Consider the following 17,134-nt stretch of genomic DNA (forward strand, 5'->3'; position numbering starts at 1 on the left):
CTAACGTTTTAACCTGTAATTTTCTTTCTTTTTTCTCTTCTTGATAAACGGATCTTCCTGCTCCGGTGCAATTTCAGGGACCGAAAACAGAGCGGATGCTAAGTAACCGATAGTTTCCCCAATATTGGTATCCATAGACCGATCTGTCGAAACATTGCCTTCCATCCGATGGGTTCGTTCCATAGTATTATCGATCCCGTTTAAAGCCCTGTCGATCTGTCCATAGCTCAATGAGCGGTCAATGGCTGATCCCCGAAATGTCTGTCCGTTTTTGCTGAACGAAATGCCCTGAACCTCATTCGTTCCCGATCTGTATTTAAACTGCATTTCCACCCCTCTGTAGCGGATATAGTTCTTTAGTTCCGACCAGTTCCTGCTGTTACGGATTCCCGCCTTCACGGTATCGTAAATCTGGTATCTTGTCCTGTCATTGCCTTTGAGCCTTCCCCTGTTGACATTCTGCTTCCCCTCGGATTGCTTGAAGCCATACATGGCGTTGAGTTCCTTACAGGCTTTAAAACTCTTGTACCGCCCATTGCTGTTGGAGATAGTCTTGCCATAATCGTTCACCCGATTATAGATGATGTGGATATGATCATGTTTGCGGTCGTGATGTCTGACCATCAGGCACTGTGTATCCCTGATGCCCATTTTGGAAAGGTAGCGTTTAGCAGATGATACCATGATGTCGTTGTTCAGCATATTCTTATCTGCCGTATTCCACGAGAGGATGATATGCCCTACCGCCTTTCCCAATCTGGGGTTCAGCATCCGCTGAAAATTAAAGTCCTGTACGATGGTCTTTGCCGAATCCGTCCGCAATCCATTTGCATGGATAATCTCACTGTCTTTCTTTAGCACGTACCCAACGCATCCCCCAAATGACCGCCCCTCAATTATCTTCGCTATCATGGTGCAATAGTTTATCGATACAGTGGTTGATATGGCCGATCGTATTCCGGCATTCCTGTGCCAGCTCAAACAATCCGGTCTGGTGTGCTTTTTTCGTCAGCTGGTTAAGGTTGTTCGAAGCACCTGTGATTGCCCTGAACGCTTTGATCTGCTCTTCGTTAAACCTCGGTACGACCTTTCGCAGGATCGCACTTTTGCGCACCCATTCCGATTTGCTCATACCTGCGGTCTCTGCGTTCTGCAGAACCCTTTTATGTTCCATTTCATCGAAGCGGACGTTGATCCTGAACTTCTTTTTATTTTCCAGTGCGGGTCTCCCGCCTTTCTTCTTGGAGTCTTTCATTTTATTGTTACTTTTAGCTGTGACCATCGGGAGCTAATAGGTTTTGGGGTCACCAAAACACAACCTTGCTCCTTTTATCTACGATCAATTTCCTGGGATAAACCACGACCTGAAGAGGTCTTTCTGTTGTAACCTTCCATGGATTCCAATACCTCCCTTTTTCTGAAATATACCCGCTTACCCATACGCATATAGGGGATGCGTCCATTTTTCATCCATTCGGTCAGGCTGACAAGTGAAATATCGAGTTCGTCCGCCATCTCCCTCTTGGTCAGGAGCCTTTCGGGCAATCCGTTTCTTTCAGTGTCAGAAAAGCCCCTTATCTTTGAAATAAAAGGCTGGAGTTCTTCCCTTATCGCATCCTTGATACATTCCCTAAGGGCTTTTTGATCAAATTGAATCATACTTTGTTCATGTTTGCACGTTTAACGGTCCGAAGTCGTGGCCACTTTCTTCGAGTGAATTAACATGGACAAATTTGGGAATTGAAGAAATTAAAAATCCCCATGAACCTAAAGTGTATGGGGATTTTTAATTATGGATCTCAGAGGTAATTTTGCTGAGACAGCCATTAACTGTTGTGTTCGATCAACTTTTCTCAGAGATAGATATATGTTAGGTCCAACCCGGTTCATTTACCAGCTCTAGGTTTCGATTTGATCAGTCTCTTTCTGGTCTTTATCTATTGCTCATTTAAATTGATTTTAGTTAGCTGTTAAATATTGTCAGATATTATCCTGCCTCATTCGACGATTACGTTAATACCTGCCATGTTCGCCTTGTACCTGATCTTTTCGATCAGGCCATAGTAACCCCAGTTGCGCAACAGGAATCTGTCCTCTTTAGCGGCCTCTTCTTTATTGGATTGATTACGAACTTAAATTCAAAAGCCGAGTAATATATATCTGGTAAATAGGTTCTCTTAAATGCCAGCCATTTAGGTTGGCATTTAAATTTACAGAACGATACTATCTTAAGAGCCATAGCGCGGAATCTTCATATACCCAAAAAAGGCCTGACAATAGAAGAAAATTAGCGCCTAAAGCGAGTTCCCATTTCTAACATTCAGAAATATCATTTAAAACTGAAATTCTCAATGGGAATTGATTTCCGACCCTTTCTGATCATCATGTCTGATAAAAAAAGTTAAATACCCCATGAAAGTTGTATCGACATTCACGGGCAGAGAATTGATCTTAAACCTGAAAATACATCAGGAATCCGCAAAATGAAAGGCACAGGTGCTAAAAATTAATGGTGGTGCCTCATCTATAGCGTGATTTATATCCTTAAATCATACATGCTTAAAACAATATACCCAGGAAACAGATTAATGGAATAGGAATAATTCAATGATATTGTATGGAAACAAAGAAACCTTTTAAATATGTAAACAGCAATTCAAAGGGATTCTCCAGGATCCACAAAGGTGAGGTATTTGAATACCACGACAAAAAAAAGGTGAGGATCGTGGATCCAGCGGTCCTATCTCGGATCCATTCCCTTGTGATCCCTCCAAATTGGACCGACGTATGGATCTGTCCACCATAAAAATGGTCATATCCAGGCTACGGGCTTGGACAATAGGCAGCGAAAGCAATATATCTACCATCCGCTCTGGACAGCTTTTCAGGACCGGGATAAATTCAGCAGATTATATCTGTTCGGAAAGAGCCTGCCAGTCTTGAAAAAACAGTTGGAAAAGGATATCAAAAGGGACCTGTGTGACCAGAGATATGTCTGTGCACTGGCCATCATGATCATCCAGCACACCTCCATACGCCCAGGGAATACCATCTATAGAAATTCCAATGGTTCCTTTGGTCTTACCACGCTCCAGAATAGACATGTTAAATTACATCAAGGAAAGGTAATATTGAGATATAGGGGCAAGAAGGGCGTAAAGCAGGAGAAAACATTTAGGAACAAAAGGCTGTATGATAAGGTTGAAAAGATATTGCAACACTCTGGAAACCAGTTCCTCCAATACCTGGATGAAAGGAATATAAAAAGGGCCATAAAGCCATGCCATCTGAACAGCTATCTTTCTGAAATATATGGCGGGGAGGTGACCATTAAAACCATTAGAACGTGGAATGCATGTTTTTTGGCTCTGTTACATCTTTTGGAAACCTTTCCTGAAAACACCAAGAACAGGAACAAAAGTTGCAGGGAGCTTGTCAGTTATGTCGCGCACGTTTTGGGAAACACGCCATCGGTGGCACGAAAGAACTACATCTGTCCCGTTATCTTAAAAAAGTTCGCAGAGGGCGGTCTTGACGGCTGGATGAGGAGGTATGCAAACATTGCAAACAGGGATAAGGATACCATTGTCCAAAAAAAGCTCCTGATGCTATTGAAAGAGTGTTAGATAGACCATCTTTCTTTTTATCCTGAAAATCTGGGGAATTTGCTAAGGTGGAAAAACTTGCGTCACCGATCAAACGAACCTGAGACCATGGTTTATTCCGTGATCTAGGGCCTCTTCGTACATATTCCAATAAACTGTGGAGCTAAGGGGGGGATGGTGATAATAGATTGATGAAGGTTCAAAAACCTGATAGGAAAACCTAAAGTCCCCCTCATCAACCTCCCGGAGCGTTACCAATACGATCACATCCTTATTTCTAAGCCACCTTTGGATATCTGTCGGGTCGGGATATCCGTCAAAACCTTTTTCTTTCGCATATTCAAGGATGTTCATATTATTGCTTTCCATAGGGTGGTGGTGTAGATTTAGTGACCTTTAATACTAAAATATATAAATTCCATCCTTCGGAGAGAATTCTGGGGGAAATTGGATGATTTGATCAAAAAATTGTAGACAAGGAGCTACGGCCTATCGATTCTAGCCATTGTTGAGGACAAGATTTACAAAAGTAGGTGATCTTTTTTCCATGAAAAAAGTCGATTATAAAATATTTCAAGAAAATCCCTTAAAAAAATATAAAGTTGAACGGTCTTTGAAATAATATCTAAAAATAAATCAACTAAGGGAACTATTTATGGAAAATTTTAAAAACAGCAGAAGAACTTGGTCTGGAAAAGGGATATTATCTATTACTGTTAGCTATCTTGGAAGAGAATGGTCAAGAGCATGGTTCTAAGGAAGATAGATGGAGTGGAAACATTCCCGGTTAATTAAATCTTTTGAGAATGTCGCCCTTCGAATTGCAGAAAGTTTGTTGGCTCTTATTTCTGAGTAGAGGGAGAGCCGTATAATTCGAAAAAACCCAAAGAATGAAAAACGTCCATAAAAATGGACGTTTTGTGATATTAGAGACTATGGATATGTTCCAAATGTACGCTTAATCCTCTTTTTCAGCTTCTGGATTTATATGGTTCTCTGCAATAAATGTCAGATCCTGATCTGTTTCTTCTTCTTCTTCAAGCGTTCTTTCCAAAAGATCCGCAATCTTATCAAATCCCAGGGTAATTGCCAATTGGGCAAGCCCTCCATAGGTAGCGATCTCATAGTGCTCGACTTTTTGGGCCGCAATGATAAGACCTACGTCCCTAGTGGCCGAACCCTCGGGGGTATTCTTGATGATCTCCCTTGCCTCTTCTAGGATACCTTCTATTGCCTTGCACTCCTTGGCTTCCGCCTTTTCCTCCAATATACCGAATATCTTGTTGAGCCTGCTGACGTGCTTCTTGGTCAACAGATGATGATCTTCAAAGGCATCTTTAAGCTCCTCTGAAGAGGCTGCACCTTCCATCTCCAGGAGAGCTTCAACCAATTTGTTTTCAGCATAGAGAACATCCTTTAGGCCAGAAAGAAAAAAAACATATAACTGAGAGCCCTTTTGAGGAGATTGCTCAGCTTTTTTATCAGTTTCGTTTATTTGATCGGTATCCTGGGTACCTGTGGTCTGCCCTTCTTTGAGCGATTCTTTTTTTGCCATAAGTATTTTTTTTTTCAGTGCCCTTAATAGGGCACCGAAAGGATGATATTAATTAAGAATTCCTTCTGCCCCCGATTCCCGATCGGCCGGATGAGCGTCCTCCACCGTGGGATGCCTTGCCTCCCATACGGGCGATACGCGTACGTTCAGCCTTGCTCATCGATGCAAATCCGCGTTTTGAGCCTGAACCAGAATTGTTAGAGGAAGAATCCATACTGGATGAGGAGTTCCCTGATCTCCCCCTGGAGCCCGAAGAACCTCTACCTGAACTGCTTGAGCTACTTCTTCCTGAATTTCCCGATCTTCCCCCGCCCGAGCTATTTGATCCACGGTTTGAGCTGCTGGATCCACGGTTCGAACTGCTGGATCCGCGGCGTGAACCACTTGAGCTCCGTCCCGAACTGCTTACTTTCCTTGAACCAGAGCTGGTTGAGGTAAACCTTCCATCGCTATCGCGGCGTCGGTTTGATGATCTTCCGCCCGAGGAGTCGTCATCATCCTCATCATCCTCCTCATCATAATCATCCTCATCCTCATCGTAATCGTAGTCTTCGTCCTCGTTATCATAATCCTCGTCCTCATAGTCATCATATTCCTCTTCGTCGAATTCATCATCATAATCTTCATCATTTGATGCGTCGCGGAATCCATGACTATACCCTAATTGGTAAATGTTTTCCAATGAATGTTCGTTATTGTCGGAAGATCCTCCTCTTGAGCTGTTGCCTGAATTATTTCTTTTCATGATAAATTACTTAAATTAAACTGCTTTGAAACAGTGGTTTATAATAATAATTAACGAAACACTCTCTAGAACCGGTTTCTTGAGATTGAACACGTGTAAATATAAAAGGTTCATAAATAGTGTAAATATTACAATATATTCTTAATCTGGGAGAATTGTCAATCTCCCCCAAAAAAGAGACTTTCCCTAAATTCCCTAAATTCCCTAAATTCACTAAATGGGCCCATTGGTCTGCTCTATAGTATTTCATTCCATTCCGTTAATCACCAACGTCCTGACAATTCTCTCAGCCGCCGTATCGCAAAAATCGAGTCCAGAAAAATCTGGATTTATTCCACTGATAAATGGCACTGCCATAATGAAGAGTGCCGGATCTGCTACCCCGAACCTGTCCAGGGCCTGAAAGTTATCATTTATGGCCAGTCCCGTCACCCTCATAAAATACTTGCCCATGTCATCCCTGTAGACATTCGCTGCACCTTCTTCAATAAGTTTTTTGGCATTTTCCTCTTCCTTGAAATATAGGAATCCGGAGGTGACCTTACCCTTCTTAAGTCCGTCAAAGGGAAGGTCGTTGAAGTGCATGGGCCTCTGCCCAATGGCATCTACAAAAATCTTATAGTTTTCTTCAAATCTGTTATCTTCGTCCTCGAAAGTAACCTTGCATCCGTTACCTGTTTCATTGGGAACGAACTCGCCTTTCTCACCAACGGCATATGTACGAAGCAGATCCTGTTCATACAGGGCAATGATTTCATGGTAGGAAGCTTGGGGGAGGGATGCGATCACAATTGAAATGAGCGGCATAAGCACTTTTTTGTGCCGGACCATATCTTCTGCACTGAAATGCTTTGCCGGATAGTTGACGGCATAGCTAAAGGCAGACAGAGCTTCCTTCCAACTTATCGACTGCTTACGCTTTATGGACTTTTCAGCTTCCTTAAATTCTGCCATAAATAGCTTTATGGCATCGATATCTTCCCGGAGTTGAAGCATTGTTTGGGTAAACTCCTCAATTTCAAGGCCTTTCACCGTAGCGTAGAAATCAGGGTCCCTCTGACTGAGGGGGATCAGGAAGTTCCTTTCAAATATATGGTCGAGGTCCACGAATCCTCCGTGTTCCGCTTTATATTCAATGATTTCGTCCCTATCCATCGTCCACCCACTTGAAAATGACTTATCCTCCGAATGGAACCTCAGTGCGGGCAGGAACCCTCTAATGGAAAACAGGTCGATCCGAAAACCGACGCTCTCTTCGCTCAATTCGAAATCATAACCACCCTGAGGTCTTTCCTTGAATTTTCCGTTTGCCCTGGCCAAAGTTTTTTATGGCATCAACTGCCGTAAGTGAGGCCCCGCGGATCGCTACCGGAAAATCTGCTTTCAAGGACAGCTTGGATGGCGGATAGGGAGAATCGTACCATGACTTGGTCTTCCCTTCATTTTTACGGGGCCAGACGTGACCCGTGCACAAGATCACAGCGTGCGCCTCGATGATCCTTGGGTTGTCACGATCCTATATGGTAATCCTCCATTCCCGGGAATAATGTCCTCCACACATGTGTTCAGACGTATATCTACGGAAATCCCCAAAGTCCTAGCCATTTCGATATAACTATGGAAAGAATGTTCCAGATAATCCCCCAATAATCTCCGGGGGATCACCTCAAAAGGATTTACTTTGTTTTCTTGAAAGAAAGAATCAAACCCCTTTGGCGGATATCTCTGAACGTATGATTCAAAATCCTCAGCAAGTAATGGAAGTTCATTTGCAGAAACATTTGCCAGGTGTTTTCCGTTCCCGCGCCCATTTTGCCGTAGGGCATACCCACCCCCAATCTGTCGAAACTTTCAAAAATGGTAAGCTTTTGAGGGGTGATTTTGCTTTCAACAAGGTGCTTGACAATAAAAAGTGCTGCTGGGCCGCCTCCCGACAATCGCAATATTTTCCTGTATCTTATTTGTGTCCATGGATTTATTATAAATTAATTTGATATTAGCCAACTGCTAATCTTAGCGTCCCATGATTAGGGCGACTAACCTTAAACATAAACGGTATGGAAAAGTTAGATGTAAATGCACTTTTAAAATGGCGATATCCTCTATTTCAGATATTTCCTTTAAAAAGCACATATTCCCGTTAATATTTTGATATCAGCGTGTTATTTATATATTTATATAAATGTTGCGCCAAGCTGAACAATGACCAATGAACTAAATCTTTTGAAATATAAAAAACAGTAGGGAAAATGAAGTATGAGAGATTTTATACGGAGACTTAAGGAATACCTATGGGAGGCAGGATATGAAATAGATCATGAAGATAGGAGAATGAGATATTTTTTCTATTCCTATATCTTATTAACGGTACTTTTCATGCTTAGTATGTTATATATCTTACTTAAAAGGCCATGGTAAATTAATGGGGCCCTGGATCGGCGGCCCAGGACCCTATTAACCAAAACAATTATTATCCTATAAATAAACTCATAATTATAAAGATAACATGACATAACTGATCATATTCACATTATTTAACTTTAATATTTAAAGATTTGGGAAGGTATTCGGGTTCAAACGGTAGGAAATATGAACTTGAAAATCATTATAAAATTATAGAAGTAAAATCAGTACTGTCCTAAATAAATATTTTGGCATAAAAAATCCTTCTCCATTCGTGTTCAATTGAAGAATTCGGTTAATTACTGGCAAGTTATTCTGTGTTACTAAATGAGCGTATATTGTCCTTTTTTATCAGGTGGTTTTCCTGAAATGAACGGATCATCAGCCCATTTCCATAGATCAATTTTCACGAATATGTTCATCCTGATAAAGTTGACCAGATTCGAGAGGTTCCAATTGTATTTTGCCTTCTTCTGGATGTACTTAAAGAGCAGGATCCCGATAAGTGCAGTCCATATTTGGATGTACACTGCATTTTCAGATGTTCCCACAAAACTGGTTACCTTAAGCCGTTGTTTGAGGTGCTTGAAGAAGGTTTCAATCTCCCAACGTTCTTTATAGAGCGCTGCTACGGTGGCTGGTTTCCAGGAGAAATTATTGGTCCAGGAACTCGTATTCCACGTTTTTGGTGCTGTCCCAAACGCGAACCAAACGCATCTTCTTTCCTGCATACCTTTGATTGGCAAGTCCGTCAAGCTCAACAAGCTGATCTTCAAGGATCCCGCCAGTACGAAGCTCTTCGCTCTTTACCGTTTTCACTAGTGTGTATTTCATGTTGGATTTCGCTCGGGTGACAAAGAAACAGCCGGTGCTGTCCAAAACGTTCATCCAGGCATAATCCACATAGCCCCGGTCTACAATAACCACGCAACCTTTGGGAAATGACATCGACTTAGCAATTTTGGATTCATGCTGTTTGCCATCTGTAATATGGACGAAACTTGGCATACAGCCATCGTAATCCAATACGGTGTGTAACTTCACCGCTCCCTTGGCACTACGGAACTTGGCCCAATCAAATACACTCAAGCACAATGGAATAACGGTAGCATCCATCAAAAAACACCTTACGTTGTAATCTTCGCAAGTCCGCCCTTTTATGAGTATGCTGTTGCCATAGGTGATCCAAAAGCTTATAATACAGATCCCTGAAAAGACCGTGATCCCGATGAGCGTTCATATAGGAAAGATTGGACTTGCTCGGCGTTCTGGAGATACCCATATGGTTCATGTTGCCAGTAGTGCTGCGGAGTCCATTAGAAATGTCACGAACCGAATCTGCCGAAGAGAGATGGCAGAATAGCATGCTCACAAAATGCGTCCAACTGTTGATGCCCTTGTGATGTTTGTCAGATTGATGTTCGTGAACCATTTTTTTTTTTGAAAATGTTCCGATCTACGAGTCCCAAAATCTTAGAGAATACGTTTATATTTACCATGGCGATGGATCAATTTTGGCGAATTAAATATAGCATTCCCTGCTGTATAAATCCACCGCCATTTTTTCCCTCGTTTAGGACGCTACTGAAGTAAAATAATAAGAATTATTAGTAATTAAACAATAAAAAAAATATTTAATTTAATTTTAAGTAAATTATGTTGTATCATATTTTTAAAAACCTTATTTAACCTTTATTTAATGTCAATAAAACCTTACATACAGCGTAAACTTGAGAATTCCTTGGAAGGCGTGGCCAGTTTCTTCAATATACATCATCGTAAATCCGATCAAAATATGCAAATGGAAATGGGCATACCCTTAAATACAGATATTTTTATAGTTTGTTTATTAAACAAACTATATAAATACCCGTAGTGCATTATAAAAAAGGTTACTCATAATACGAAAATTTCGTATATTGTATTGACTACCAATCTAATACATTATGAATAACCTAGATGCAATTTACGATTTTATTTTAAAGGAATTAAGAAAATTAACCATCAAAGAAAATTTTTATTTCAAACCAATTAAACCAAAATTATCTGATTTAGAACTCATTGCAATAAATATTTCTGCAGAATATTTATCGATAGATTCAGAATATCAGTTGTTTAGATACCTCTCTAATTCAAAACTAAAGGGAATGATTGAGAGAAGTGTGTTTAATCGCAGAAAAAGAAAGGTTTTCTTACACTTGGAAAATATAAGAAAACTTATGGTTGCTAAATTTAATGAGATGGAAACCACTTTTATTGTAGATTCGATGCCTTTAGAAATCTGCAAAAACGCAAGAGCGAACCGCTTCTAAAATTTGTAAGGAAAATGAATTTTCGTTTCCCAGCAAAGGTTATTGCGCTTCTCAATCGAGTTATTATTATGGTTACAAATTACATACAGTTTGTTCTGTTTCCGGAGTTTTCCAAAGTTTTGATATTTCTACAGCAAGCATTCATTATATTCATTTTTTGCAAGATATCAAGCATCAAATGAACAATTGTATGTTGATTGGAGACAGGGGTTATTTATCCACCCAAGTGCAAACAGATTTGTTCAATTATGCGAATATAAAGCTGGATACACCCATGAGAAACAACCAAAAAAATTATCAAAAACAAAAATATATTTTCAGAAAATCCAGAAAAAGAATTGAGACTTTATTCTCTCAACTTTGCGACCAATTTAAAATCAGAAACAATTACGCAAAATCTTTTAACGGTTTTAAAACAAGGGTATTGAGCAAAATAACAGCATTAACTTTCATTCAGTTTGTAAATGTTTTTGTTTTCAATAGAAAATGAATAGATTTAAAATTGAATTAATTTAATAATGCACTACGAGTATATTTAATATAAAAATAGGACCAACTAAGAACTGAGCAATGTTAATTTAATTGAATTTTTTATTTCTATTCAATGAATAGTTTTAATAAATAATTTTAATTAAAAAATTAAATGATGGTTTAGTTTTTGATTTTAAGTAAATAATTATTAAAATAAATCTTTTTGTTATGAGTTTCATCGACAATGTAAAATTAACAGCAGAGCTTATTAAAGCAAATTTTTCAGAAGGTATTGATGATGGATATGATCATTCCACAACTTCTGCAGGTAGAAAAGGATTACGATCAGGTCGGGTTTCTGAACTGACTGCAATGGCAGATTTGAAGCCCGGCGGCGCTGATAATCTCCGAAAAATTATGGAGATTGCAAATGGTAATTTGAAAGGTGCTACAAAAGTTGGAACCTTACACGATTTACGAATTGTTCTTTTTGATAATGATACTAAGATTTTGTTCTGTACAGCTTATGATGGGGATTGGGATGCTTATATCGATGATTTTGCAACCAAAATTCCCCAATTGATGGATATTATTTTTGGAAATGTGGAAGGTTGGCCTGGAATTAAAGATCCAACAGTTAAAGATTTTATTCTTAGCAAACAGATTACTGCGACAGGTTGGTATGTGGGAGTACCACATCTTACTGTAAACGACATTAGACGTAACGATAAGATTATTACTGGCTTAAATAAAGCCATTGACGATTCTAATAAAATTGAAAAATAATTTTTAATAAATAAATTATGGCATTTGATTTTATAAAAAGAATTTTCAATCCGGACAAAGTTAATATAGAGTTGAAGGAAATTCAATCTTTAATTTTGAGAAGTAGGCCAATTCCTTATTTTGGAACAGTGGCATTATTAGAAATCACGGATAAAGAAAGTGCGAAAAAGATGTTGAAAGATTTGATTCCATTAATTGATTCTGCAGAGGAATGGAACAAAAACGAAGGAGCATCTGTATTTCTAACTTTTACCTATAAAGGTTTAGAAAAAATTGGTGTACCAAAAGAAAGTTTAGATTCTTTTCCGGAATCTTTTAAAGAAGGAATGGCTAAAAGATCGTCTTATCTTTATGATATTGGCGTGAATGATCCCAAAAATTGGCAGAAAGAATTTAAAAATCCTAACATTCATATTGCTTCTGCAGTGATCTCCAATAATGAAGCCGATTGGAAAAGCAAATTGGAAGAATTTCGTACTAAAATTTCGGAAAACAATGGAGTTGAAGTTTTGGTGAGTGAAGATTTTGGTGCTACAGAAGAGGTGAAAAATGTTTTCGGTTTTCGCGATGGAATCAGTAATCCCGAAGTTGAAGGTAGTGGGATTGATGTACCTCAAGGTTTTGACCGCCCGATTGCAGCTGGCGAATTTATATTAGGTTATCCAGGAGAAGGTGATATTACAAAACCTTTTCCTCAGCCGGACATTTTAGGGAAGAATGGGTCTTTTATGATTTTTAGAAAATATCAAAGCCAGGTTGCAGAGTTTAACCAGTTCATTAAGGATAATAGTTCTTCTCCAGAAGAAGGCGAACTTTTGGCTGCGAAAATGGTAGGCAGATGGAGAAGCGGAGCTCCACTAGTTTTATCGCCAGAAAAAGATGATAAAGTGCTTGGAGAAAATCCTGAAAAAAATAATAATTTTTCATTTAAGAACGATGAGTTTGGAAAAAAATGTCCTTTCAGTTCTCACATCCGCAGGATGAATCCGCGAGATTCCAAAACTTTTGTCTTGGAAGATGAAAGGCTTCACCGCATTATACGTCGCAGCGTAACTTTTGGGGATATTGTTCCGCCGGAAGTGACAAAAAATGACGGTAAAGAACGCGGTCAATATTTTATGGGAATTAGCGCGAATGCAATGGGGACTTTGGAATTTTTGCAAAAACAATGGATTAATGATGGCAATTCACAAAATCTGGGTAGTGAAAAAGATCCTATGGTTGGTTTGCAAGATCAAAATAGTTTGTTCAGTATGCCTGCAGACCCGCTAATAAAAAGATACCGAGGTTTACAAACTTATAATATCGTGAAAGGTGGTGAATATTGCTTTATCCCAAGTCTTTCAGCTCTCAAATGGATCAGTGAATTAAATTAATACTTATAAAAATTTAACTATTTTTTTTTAAAAAATCACTAACAAAAAAATCTAATTGCATGGAATACGTTAAATATGATTATAAATTGGAAGAAATTCCTGAAAATTTCGAAGAGTATATCAATAAAATTAATAAGGATATTGTAGATTATATTCGAAACACGCCGCAACTAAGCCGCGCTCATAATTATACAAGAGATGCGCACGCCAATGGCTATGCAGCATTAAAGGCAGAGGTGGAAATTCTGCCTAATTTGCCTGAAGAATTGGCTCAAGGTATTTATAAAAATGCAGGAAAACACGAAGCGGTGGTTCGTTTTTCAAACGGATCCTCTCGTGTGTTGCCTGATAAACTAAGTGGAAATGCGCAAGGTTTTGCACTTAAAATTTTTGGAATTGAAGGCGAAAAAGTTGCTCCTGGTGAAGAGTCATCACCAAATGTGGATTTTCAACCTAATCAATAATCCGGTATTTTTTTGCAATACTGCGGAACATTATGTTTTCATCTCCAAACTGTTTCTTAAAATCACCGATTTTTTTGAAAAAGGTGCATTAGGAAAATTGGAATTTGCTTCAATCTGGGTTACAGAAAATAAAAAGCTTTCCCAAATTTCGAAGCATTAAAAGAATTAGCCGCACTAAAAACTTTTGAAAAAATCCCATCAATTAACAGTTTTTTATACGAGTATTACAGTATGGGCGCAGTTCGTCACGGAGATTATATGGCAAAAGTAAGAATTGAACCTACTGACGAAACGAAAAACTTAATTATTGATAAGGATATTGATATTGACAGCGAAGATTGGCCTTACAGAAAAGCTATTATTAAAGAGATCGCAAAAAACGATCTTACATTCAATCTACAAATTCAATTATGTAACGATTTGAAAAAAATGCCAATTAATGATCTTACAGAAGAATGGTCTCAAGAACTATCGCCATTTCGCACGGTAGCTAAAATCAAAATATTTTAAACAAGAAGTTCCTGAAGATGGTAATTTTAATGTGATGGACAATCTTTCGTTTACGCCGTTTAGAACTCTAGAAGAAAATCGTCCCATAGGTAATTTGCAAAGTACGAGAAGATCGGCCTATGTAACCTCTTCAACGACCCGTCACGAATTAAATAACAAAAAAAGAAAAGAGCCAAACAATTTGCAGGAGGCATTTGATGAGAAATTTTATCAGAAATAGTTTTTATATTTACACCCGTAGTGCATTATAAAAAAGGTTACTCATAATACGAAAATTTCGTATATTGTATTGACTACCAATCTCATACATTATGAATAACCTAGATGCAATTTACGATTTTATTTTAAAGGAATTAAGAAAATTAACCATCAAAGAAAATTCTTATTTCAAACCAATTAAACCAAAATTATCTGATTTAGAACTCATTGCAATAAATATTTCTGCAGAATATTTATCGATAGATTCAGAATATCAGTTGTTTAGATACCTCTCTAATTCAAAACTAAAGGGAATGATTGAGAGAAGTGTGTTTAATCGCAGAAAAAGAAAGCTTTTCTTACACTTGGAAAATATAAGAAAACTTATGGTTGCTAAATTTAATGAGATGGAAACCACTTTTATTGTAGATTCGATGCCTTTAGAAATCTGTAAAAACGCAAGAGCGAACCGCTCTAAAATTTGTAAGGAAAATGAATTTTCGTTTCCCAGCAAAGGTTATTGCGCTTCTCAATCGAGTTATTATTATGGTTACAAATTACATGCAGTTTGTTCTGTTTCCGGAGTTTTCCAAAGTTTTGATATTTCTACAGCAAGCATTCATGATATTCATTTTTTGCAAGATATCAAGCATCAAATGAACAATTGTACGTTGATTGGGAGACAGGGGTTATTTATCCACCCAAGTGCAAACAGATTTGTTCAATTATGCGAATATAAAGCTGGATACACCCATTGAGAAACAACCAAAAAAATTATCAAAAACAAAAATATATTTTCAGAAAATCCAGAAAAAGAATTGAGACTTTATTCTCTCAACTTTGCGACCAATTTAAAATCAGAAACAATTACGCAAAATCTTTTAACGGTTTTAAAACAAGGGTATTGAGCAAAATAACAGCATTAACTTTCATTCAGTTTGTAAATGTTTTTGTTTTCAATAGAAAAATGAATAGACTTAAAATTGAATTAATTTAATAATGCACTACGAGTTAATTATTGTTCTGCCGGAGTTCTAATTTCAAAAACAGTAAAATAAGCCGTGGCGGGATATTTGATATTTTCACCTCAAGCCGCTTGAGTATTACAGCTTCGCCTAAACGTACTGAATATTACAGCAATTCAAAAAATACTTTTAGCAATAATAAATTTACGTTCTCTATGGATCAATATCTGATTATTTTAGTAATACTCGGCGCTGCCATTTTCAGTGTGTGCATGGATGCCCAAAATTTTCAAAAAAAACTGGCATCTCGTACTCTATTTTTTATGTAGCAACAGGGTTTGCCCTTTATCTACTGGCTCCCGATCTTCTGCCAAACCCAATGCCTCAAAAAAATGAAAATCTGACGCTTCATTTAACCGAGTTGATTGTTATTATTTCGCTTATGGGTACTGGGATCAAGATCGACCGAAAATTTTCTTTTAAAACCTGGTCTTCCCCGTTGAAACTTGTAAGTTTTACCATGTTATTGTGTATTGGTGCAGCAGCGGTAATGGGCTATTATTTTTTAGGTTTCAGTCTTGCTTCAGCAGTACTTCTTGGTGCTGTTCTTGCTCCGACGGATCCTGTCCTCGCATCGGATGTACAGGTGGGACCTCCAAATGAGGGAATGAAATCAGAGACCAAATTTGCGCTCACGTCAGAGGCTGGACTCAATGACGGAGTCGCTTTCCCATTTACCTGGCTTGCCATTACTATTGGTCTTATGTTCACAGGCAAAGAAAGCAGCTTTTTAGATTGGTTTGCTCTTGATGTTATCTACCGAATAGTTGCCGGTATTGTGATCGGATTTCTATCAGGCAAAGGTTTTGGCATTTTGTTATTCAGAGTGGTCCAAAAAATATGAGATCCTAAGAACCAGAGATGGTCTGGTGGCAGTTGCTGCTACTTTACTAGTGTATGGTATAACAGAAATTGTTCATGGTTATGGATTTATTGCAGTTTTTATCTGTGCAATCACACTAAGGCATTTTGAGAAAGATCACCAGTATCACGATACACTTCATTCTTTCACCGATCAGATAGAAAGGCTGCTAGTCTGCCTGCTACTGATTATTTTCGGAGGAGCATTAGCAATGGGTATTCTAGAACCCATAACTTTGAAAATGGTTGTGTTTTCGGTAACTTTCCTGCTAATAGTAAGACCTGTCTTTGGATGGCTGGCATTGAGTTCCTCAAAAATGAAAAACAAAGAAAGGCTGGCGATCGGATTTTTTGGCATCCGTGGGATGGGTTCGATATTCTATCTTGCATTTGCTTTCAGCAAATATAATTTTGAACATCAGGATGAATTGTGGGCTGCTGTTTCTTTAACGATCCTCTTTTCAATTTTGATTCATGGCCTTACGGCGACGCGTGTCATGGAATATCTTAAAAGAGAAGCATAGGATCAGTAATACAGGGTTCTACAGAAAAAAACCTCAAATTTTAAGAAAATATATTGTTCCTGACCGCAGTAACGTATCCTTAGCGTATTGATGGCCTTGAATTCAATTATAATGATTTTGAATCTACATAATAAATTCTCTGTAATACTAAATGATATATTAGCGCACCTGAAAAGTAGCAGATAATATCTATAAAATCAGCTGTATATCTTGCTGATAGTAACGGACATATAATTTCAAATACAATGGTCAGATTAAGTGCAGCTCCCAGCAAAAACTTCAGATCCGGTCTCCAATCC

19 protein-coding genes and 2 pseudogenes are annotated in these 17,134 nt (G+C 38.3%); 10 read left to right on the forward strand and 11 right to left on the reverse strand.

Annotated elements, in window-relative coordinates:
* From FGL31_RS05140 to FGL31_RS05150, 3 genes are read right to left on the reverse strand one after another with little or no spacing between them, the layout of a single operon-like run.
* Complete coding sequence (locus FGL31_RS05140) at positions 1-912, reverse strand: relaxase/mobilization nuclease domain-containing protein (protein WP_138089936.1); 912 nt, start codon at positions 910-912, stop codon at positions 1-3.
* Positions 893-1,282 carry a plasmid mobilization protein gene (locus FGL31_RS05145; RefSeq protein ID WP_232046281.1) on the reverse strand — a complete coding sequence of 130 codons (390 nt, stop codon included), beginning with the start codon at positions 1,280-1,282 and terminating at the stop codon, positions 893-895. The genes FGL31_RS05140 and FGL31_RS05145 overlap by 20 nt, the downstream gene beginning before the upstream one ends.
* A 47-nt stretch (positions 1,283-1,329) precedes the next feature.
* The gene (locus FGL31_RS05150; RefSeq protein ID WP_099369678.1) at positions 1,330-1,659 is read right to left on the reverse strand and encodes a helix-turn-helix domain-containing protein; all 330 of its coding nucleotides are present in this window, start codon (positions 1,657-1,659) and stop codon (positions 1,330-1,332) included.
* 958 nt (positions 1,660-2,617) lie between these two features.
* On the opposite strand from FGL31_RS05150, the gene FGL31_RS29640 reads away from it, so the two are divergent.
* Together FGL31_RS29640 and FGL31_RS05155 are read left to right on the forward strand one after the other, a co-directional pair.
* Positions 2,618-2,806, forward strand: coding sequence for a DNA topoisomerase IB-related protein (locus FGL31_RS29640; RefSeq protein ID WP_099369679.1), 189 nt, complete (start codon positions 2,618-2,620; stop codon positions 2,804-2,806).
* Positions 2,807-2,831: 25 nt separating this feature from the next.
* Positions 2,832-3,626, forward strand: a complete 795-nt coding sequence (locus FGL31_RS05155) for a DNA topoisomerase IB (RefSeq protein ID WP_171017554.1) — start codon at positions 2,832-2,834, stop codon at positions 3,624-3,626.
* A 69-nt stretch (positions 3,627-3,695) separates the two neighbouring features.
* Here the strand turns inward: FGL31_RS05155 and FGL31_RS05160 are convergent, their stop codons facing one another.
* The 8 genes from FGL31_RS05160 to FGL31_RS23140 form a co-directional block, all read right to left on the reverse strand.
* The gene (locus tag FGL31_RS05160; RefSeq protein ID WP_099369681.1) at positions 3,696-3,974 is read right to left on the reverse strand and encodes a hypothetical protein; all 279 of its coding nucleotides are present in this window, start codon (positions 3,972-3,974) and stop codon (positions 3,696-3,698) included.
* Positions 3,975-4,563: 589 nt separating this feature from the next.
* A complete protein-coding gene (locus FGL31_RS05165; protein ID WP_099369682.1) occupies positions 4,564-5,160 on the reverse strand; it encodes a DUF892 family protein in 597 nt (198 codons plus the stop codon).
* A 52-nt stretch (positions 5,161-5,212) separates the two neighbouring features.
* On the reverse strand, positions 5,213-5,905 hold the full coding sequence (locus FGL31_RS22525; RefSeq protein WP_171017555.1) for a KGG domain-containing protein: 693 nt from the start codon (positions 5,903-5,905) through the stop codon (positions 5,213-5,215).
* 246 nt (positions 5,906-6,151) lie between these two features.
* Entirely contained in the window at positions 6,152-7,225 is a 1,074-nt protein-coding gene (locus tag FGL31_RS05180) for a Rossmann-fold NAD(P)-binding domain-containing protein (RefSeq protein WP_138089938.1), read from the reverse strand.
* Between the two features lie 156 nt (positions 7,226-7,381).
* Positions 7,382-7,744 (reverse strand): FAD/NAD(P)-binding protein, encoded by a 363-nt coding sequence (locus tag FGL31_RS29645; RefSeq protein ID WP_138094675.1) that lies wholly within the window; start codon positions 7,742-7,744, stop codon positions 7,382-7,384.
* A gap of 887 nt (positions 7,745-8,631) precedes the next feature.
* Positions 8,632-9,069, reverse strand: a complete 438-nt coding sequence (locus FGL31_RS27540; protein ID WP_262709045.1) for a transposase — start codon at positions 9,067-9,069, stop codon at positions 8,632-8,634.
* Positions 8,963-9,424 carry a transposase gene (locus tag FGL31_RS27545; protein WP_262709046.1) on the reverse strand — a complete coding sequence of 154 codons (462 nt, stop codon included), beginning with the start codon at positions 9,422-9,424 and terminating at the stop codon, positions 8,963-8,965. Before FGL31_RS27545 ends, FGL31_RS27540 begins: the two co-directional genes overlap by 107 nt.
* The gene (locus FGL31_RS23140) at positions 9,384-9,740 is read right to left on the reverse strand and encodes a DUF4372 domain-containing protein (protein ID WP_197734101.1); all 357 of its coding nucleotides are present in this window, start codon (positions 9,738-9,740) and stop codon (positions 9,384-9,386) included. Before FGL31_RS23140 ends, FGL31_RS27545 begins: the two co-directional genes overlap by 41 nt.
* A gap of 514 nt (positions 9,741-10,254) precedes the next feature.
* Here FGL31_RS23140 and FGL31_RS05195 point away from each other — a divergent pair.
* The 8 genes and pseudogenes from FGL31_RS05195 to FGL31_RS27555 all read left to right on the forward strand — a co-directional run bounded on the left by FGL31_RS05195 (position 10,255) and on the right by FGL31_RS27555 (position 16,835).
* Positions 10,255-11,136, forward strand: a pseudogene (locus tag FGL31_RS05195) (IS982 family transposase).
* 183 nt (positions 11,137-11,319) lie between these two features.
* Positions 11,320-11,877, forward strand: a complete 558-nt coding sequence (locus FGL31_RS05200) for a hypothetical protein (protein WP_076549609.1) — start codon at positions 11,320-11,322, stop codon at positions 11,875-11,877.
* Positions 11,878-11,894: 17 nt separating this feature from the next.
* Positions 11,895-13,253, forward strand: a complete 1,359-nt coding sequence (locus FGL31_RS05205) for a Dyp-type peroxidase (RefSeq protein WP_076549608.1) — start codon at positions 11,895-11,897, stop codon at positions 13,251-13,253.
* 59 nt (positions 13,254-13,312) lie between these two features.
* Entirely contained in the window at positions 13,313-13,717 is a 405-nt protein-coding gene (locus FGL31_RS23145) for a catalase family protein (RefSeq protein WP_197734102.1), read from the forward strand.
* A 231-nt stretch (positions 13,718-13,948) separates the two neighbouring features.
* Complete coding sequence (locus FGL31_RS23150; RefSeq protein WP_197734103.1) at positions 13,949-14,227, forward strand: catalase family protein; 279 nt, start codon at positions 13,949-13,951, stop codon at positions 14,225-14,227.
* A gap of 311 nt (positions 14,228-14,538) precedes the next feature.
* Positions 14,539-15,422 (forward strand): annotated as a pseudogene (locus FGL31_RS05215) (IS982 family transposase).
* 236 nt (positions 15,423-15,658) lie between these two features.
* The gene (locus tag FGL31_RS27550) at positions 15,659-16,294 is read left to right on the forward strand and encodes a cation:proton antiporter domain-containing protein (protein WP_171017556.1); all 636 of its coding nucleotides are present in this window, start codon (positions 15,659-15,661) and stop codon (positions 16,292-16,294) included.
* A 25-nt stretch (positions 16,295-16,319) separates the two neighbouring features.
* Positions 16,320-16,835: a cation:proton antiporter domain-containing protein gene (locus FGL31_RS27555; protein ID WP_171017557.1), complete on the forward strand. Its 516-nt coding sequence runs from the start codon at positions 16,320-16,322 to the stop codon at positions 16,833-16,835.
* The last annotated feature ends 299 nt before the right edge of the window (positions 16,836-17,134 follow it).

It is taken from the genome of Sphingobacterium daejeonense (assembly GCF_901472535.1).
Lineage (GTDB): Bacteria > Bacteroidota > Bacteroidia > Sphingobacteriales > Sphingobacteriaceae > Sphingobacterium > Sphingobacterium daejeonense.

Bases quoted from the DNA above. Each gene is read 5' to 3' on its own strand.
- FGL31_RS05140 (WP_138089936.1), bottom strand. From the start codon at position 912: ATGATAGCGAAGATAATTGAGGGGCGGTCATTTGGGGGATGCGTTGGG.
- FGL31_RS05145 (WP_232046281.1), bottom strand. From the start codon at position 1,282: ATGGTCACAGCTAAAAGTAACAATAAAATGAAAGACTCCAAGAAGAAA.
- FGL31_RS05150 (WP_099369678.1), bottom strand. From the start codon at position 1,659: ATGATTCAATTTGATCAAAAAGCCCTTAGGGAATGTATCAAGGATGCG.
- FGL31_RS29640 (WP_099369679.1), top strand. From the start codon at position 2,618: ATGGAAACAAAGAAACCTTTTAAATATGTAAACAGCAATTCAAAGGGA.
- FGL31_RS05160 (WP_099369681.1), bottom strand. From the start codon at position 3,974: ATGGAAAGCAATAATATGAACATCCTTGAATATGCGAAAGAAAAAGGT.
- FGL31_RS05165 (WP_099369682.1), bottom strand. From the start codon at position 5,160: ATGGCAAAAAAAGAATCGCTCAAAGAAGGGCAGACCACAGGTACCCAG.
- FGL31_RS22525 (WP_171017555.1), bottom strand. From the start codon at position 5,905: ATGAAAAGAAATAATTCAGGCAACAGCTCAAGAGGAGGATCTTCCGAC.
- FGL31_RS27545 (WP_262709046.1), bottom strand. From the start codon at position 9,424: ATGGATGCTACCGTTATTCCATTGTGCTTGAGTGTATTTGATTGGGCC.
- FGL31_RS23140 (WP_197734101.1), bottom strand. From the start codon at position 9,740: ATGGTTCACGAACATCAATCTGACAAACATCACAAGGGCATCAACAGT.
- FGL31_RS05200 (WP_076549609.1), top strand. From the start codon at position 11,320: ATGAGTTTCATCGACAATGTAAAATTAACAGCAGAGCTTATTAAAGCA.
- FGL31_RS05205 (WP_076549608.1), top strand. From the start codon at position 11,895: ATGGCATTTGATTTTATAAAAAGAATTTTCAATCCGGACAAAGTTAAT.
- FGL31_RS23145 (WP_197734102.1), top strand. From the start codon at position 13,313: ATGGAATACGTTAAATATGATTATAAATTGGAAGAAATTCCTGAAAAT.
- FGL31_RS23150 (WP_197734103.1), top strand. From the start codon at position 13,949: ATGGGCGCAGTTCGTCACGGAGATTATATGGCAAAAGTAAGAATTGAA.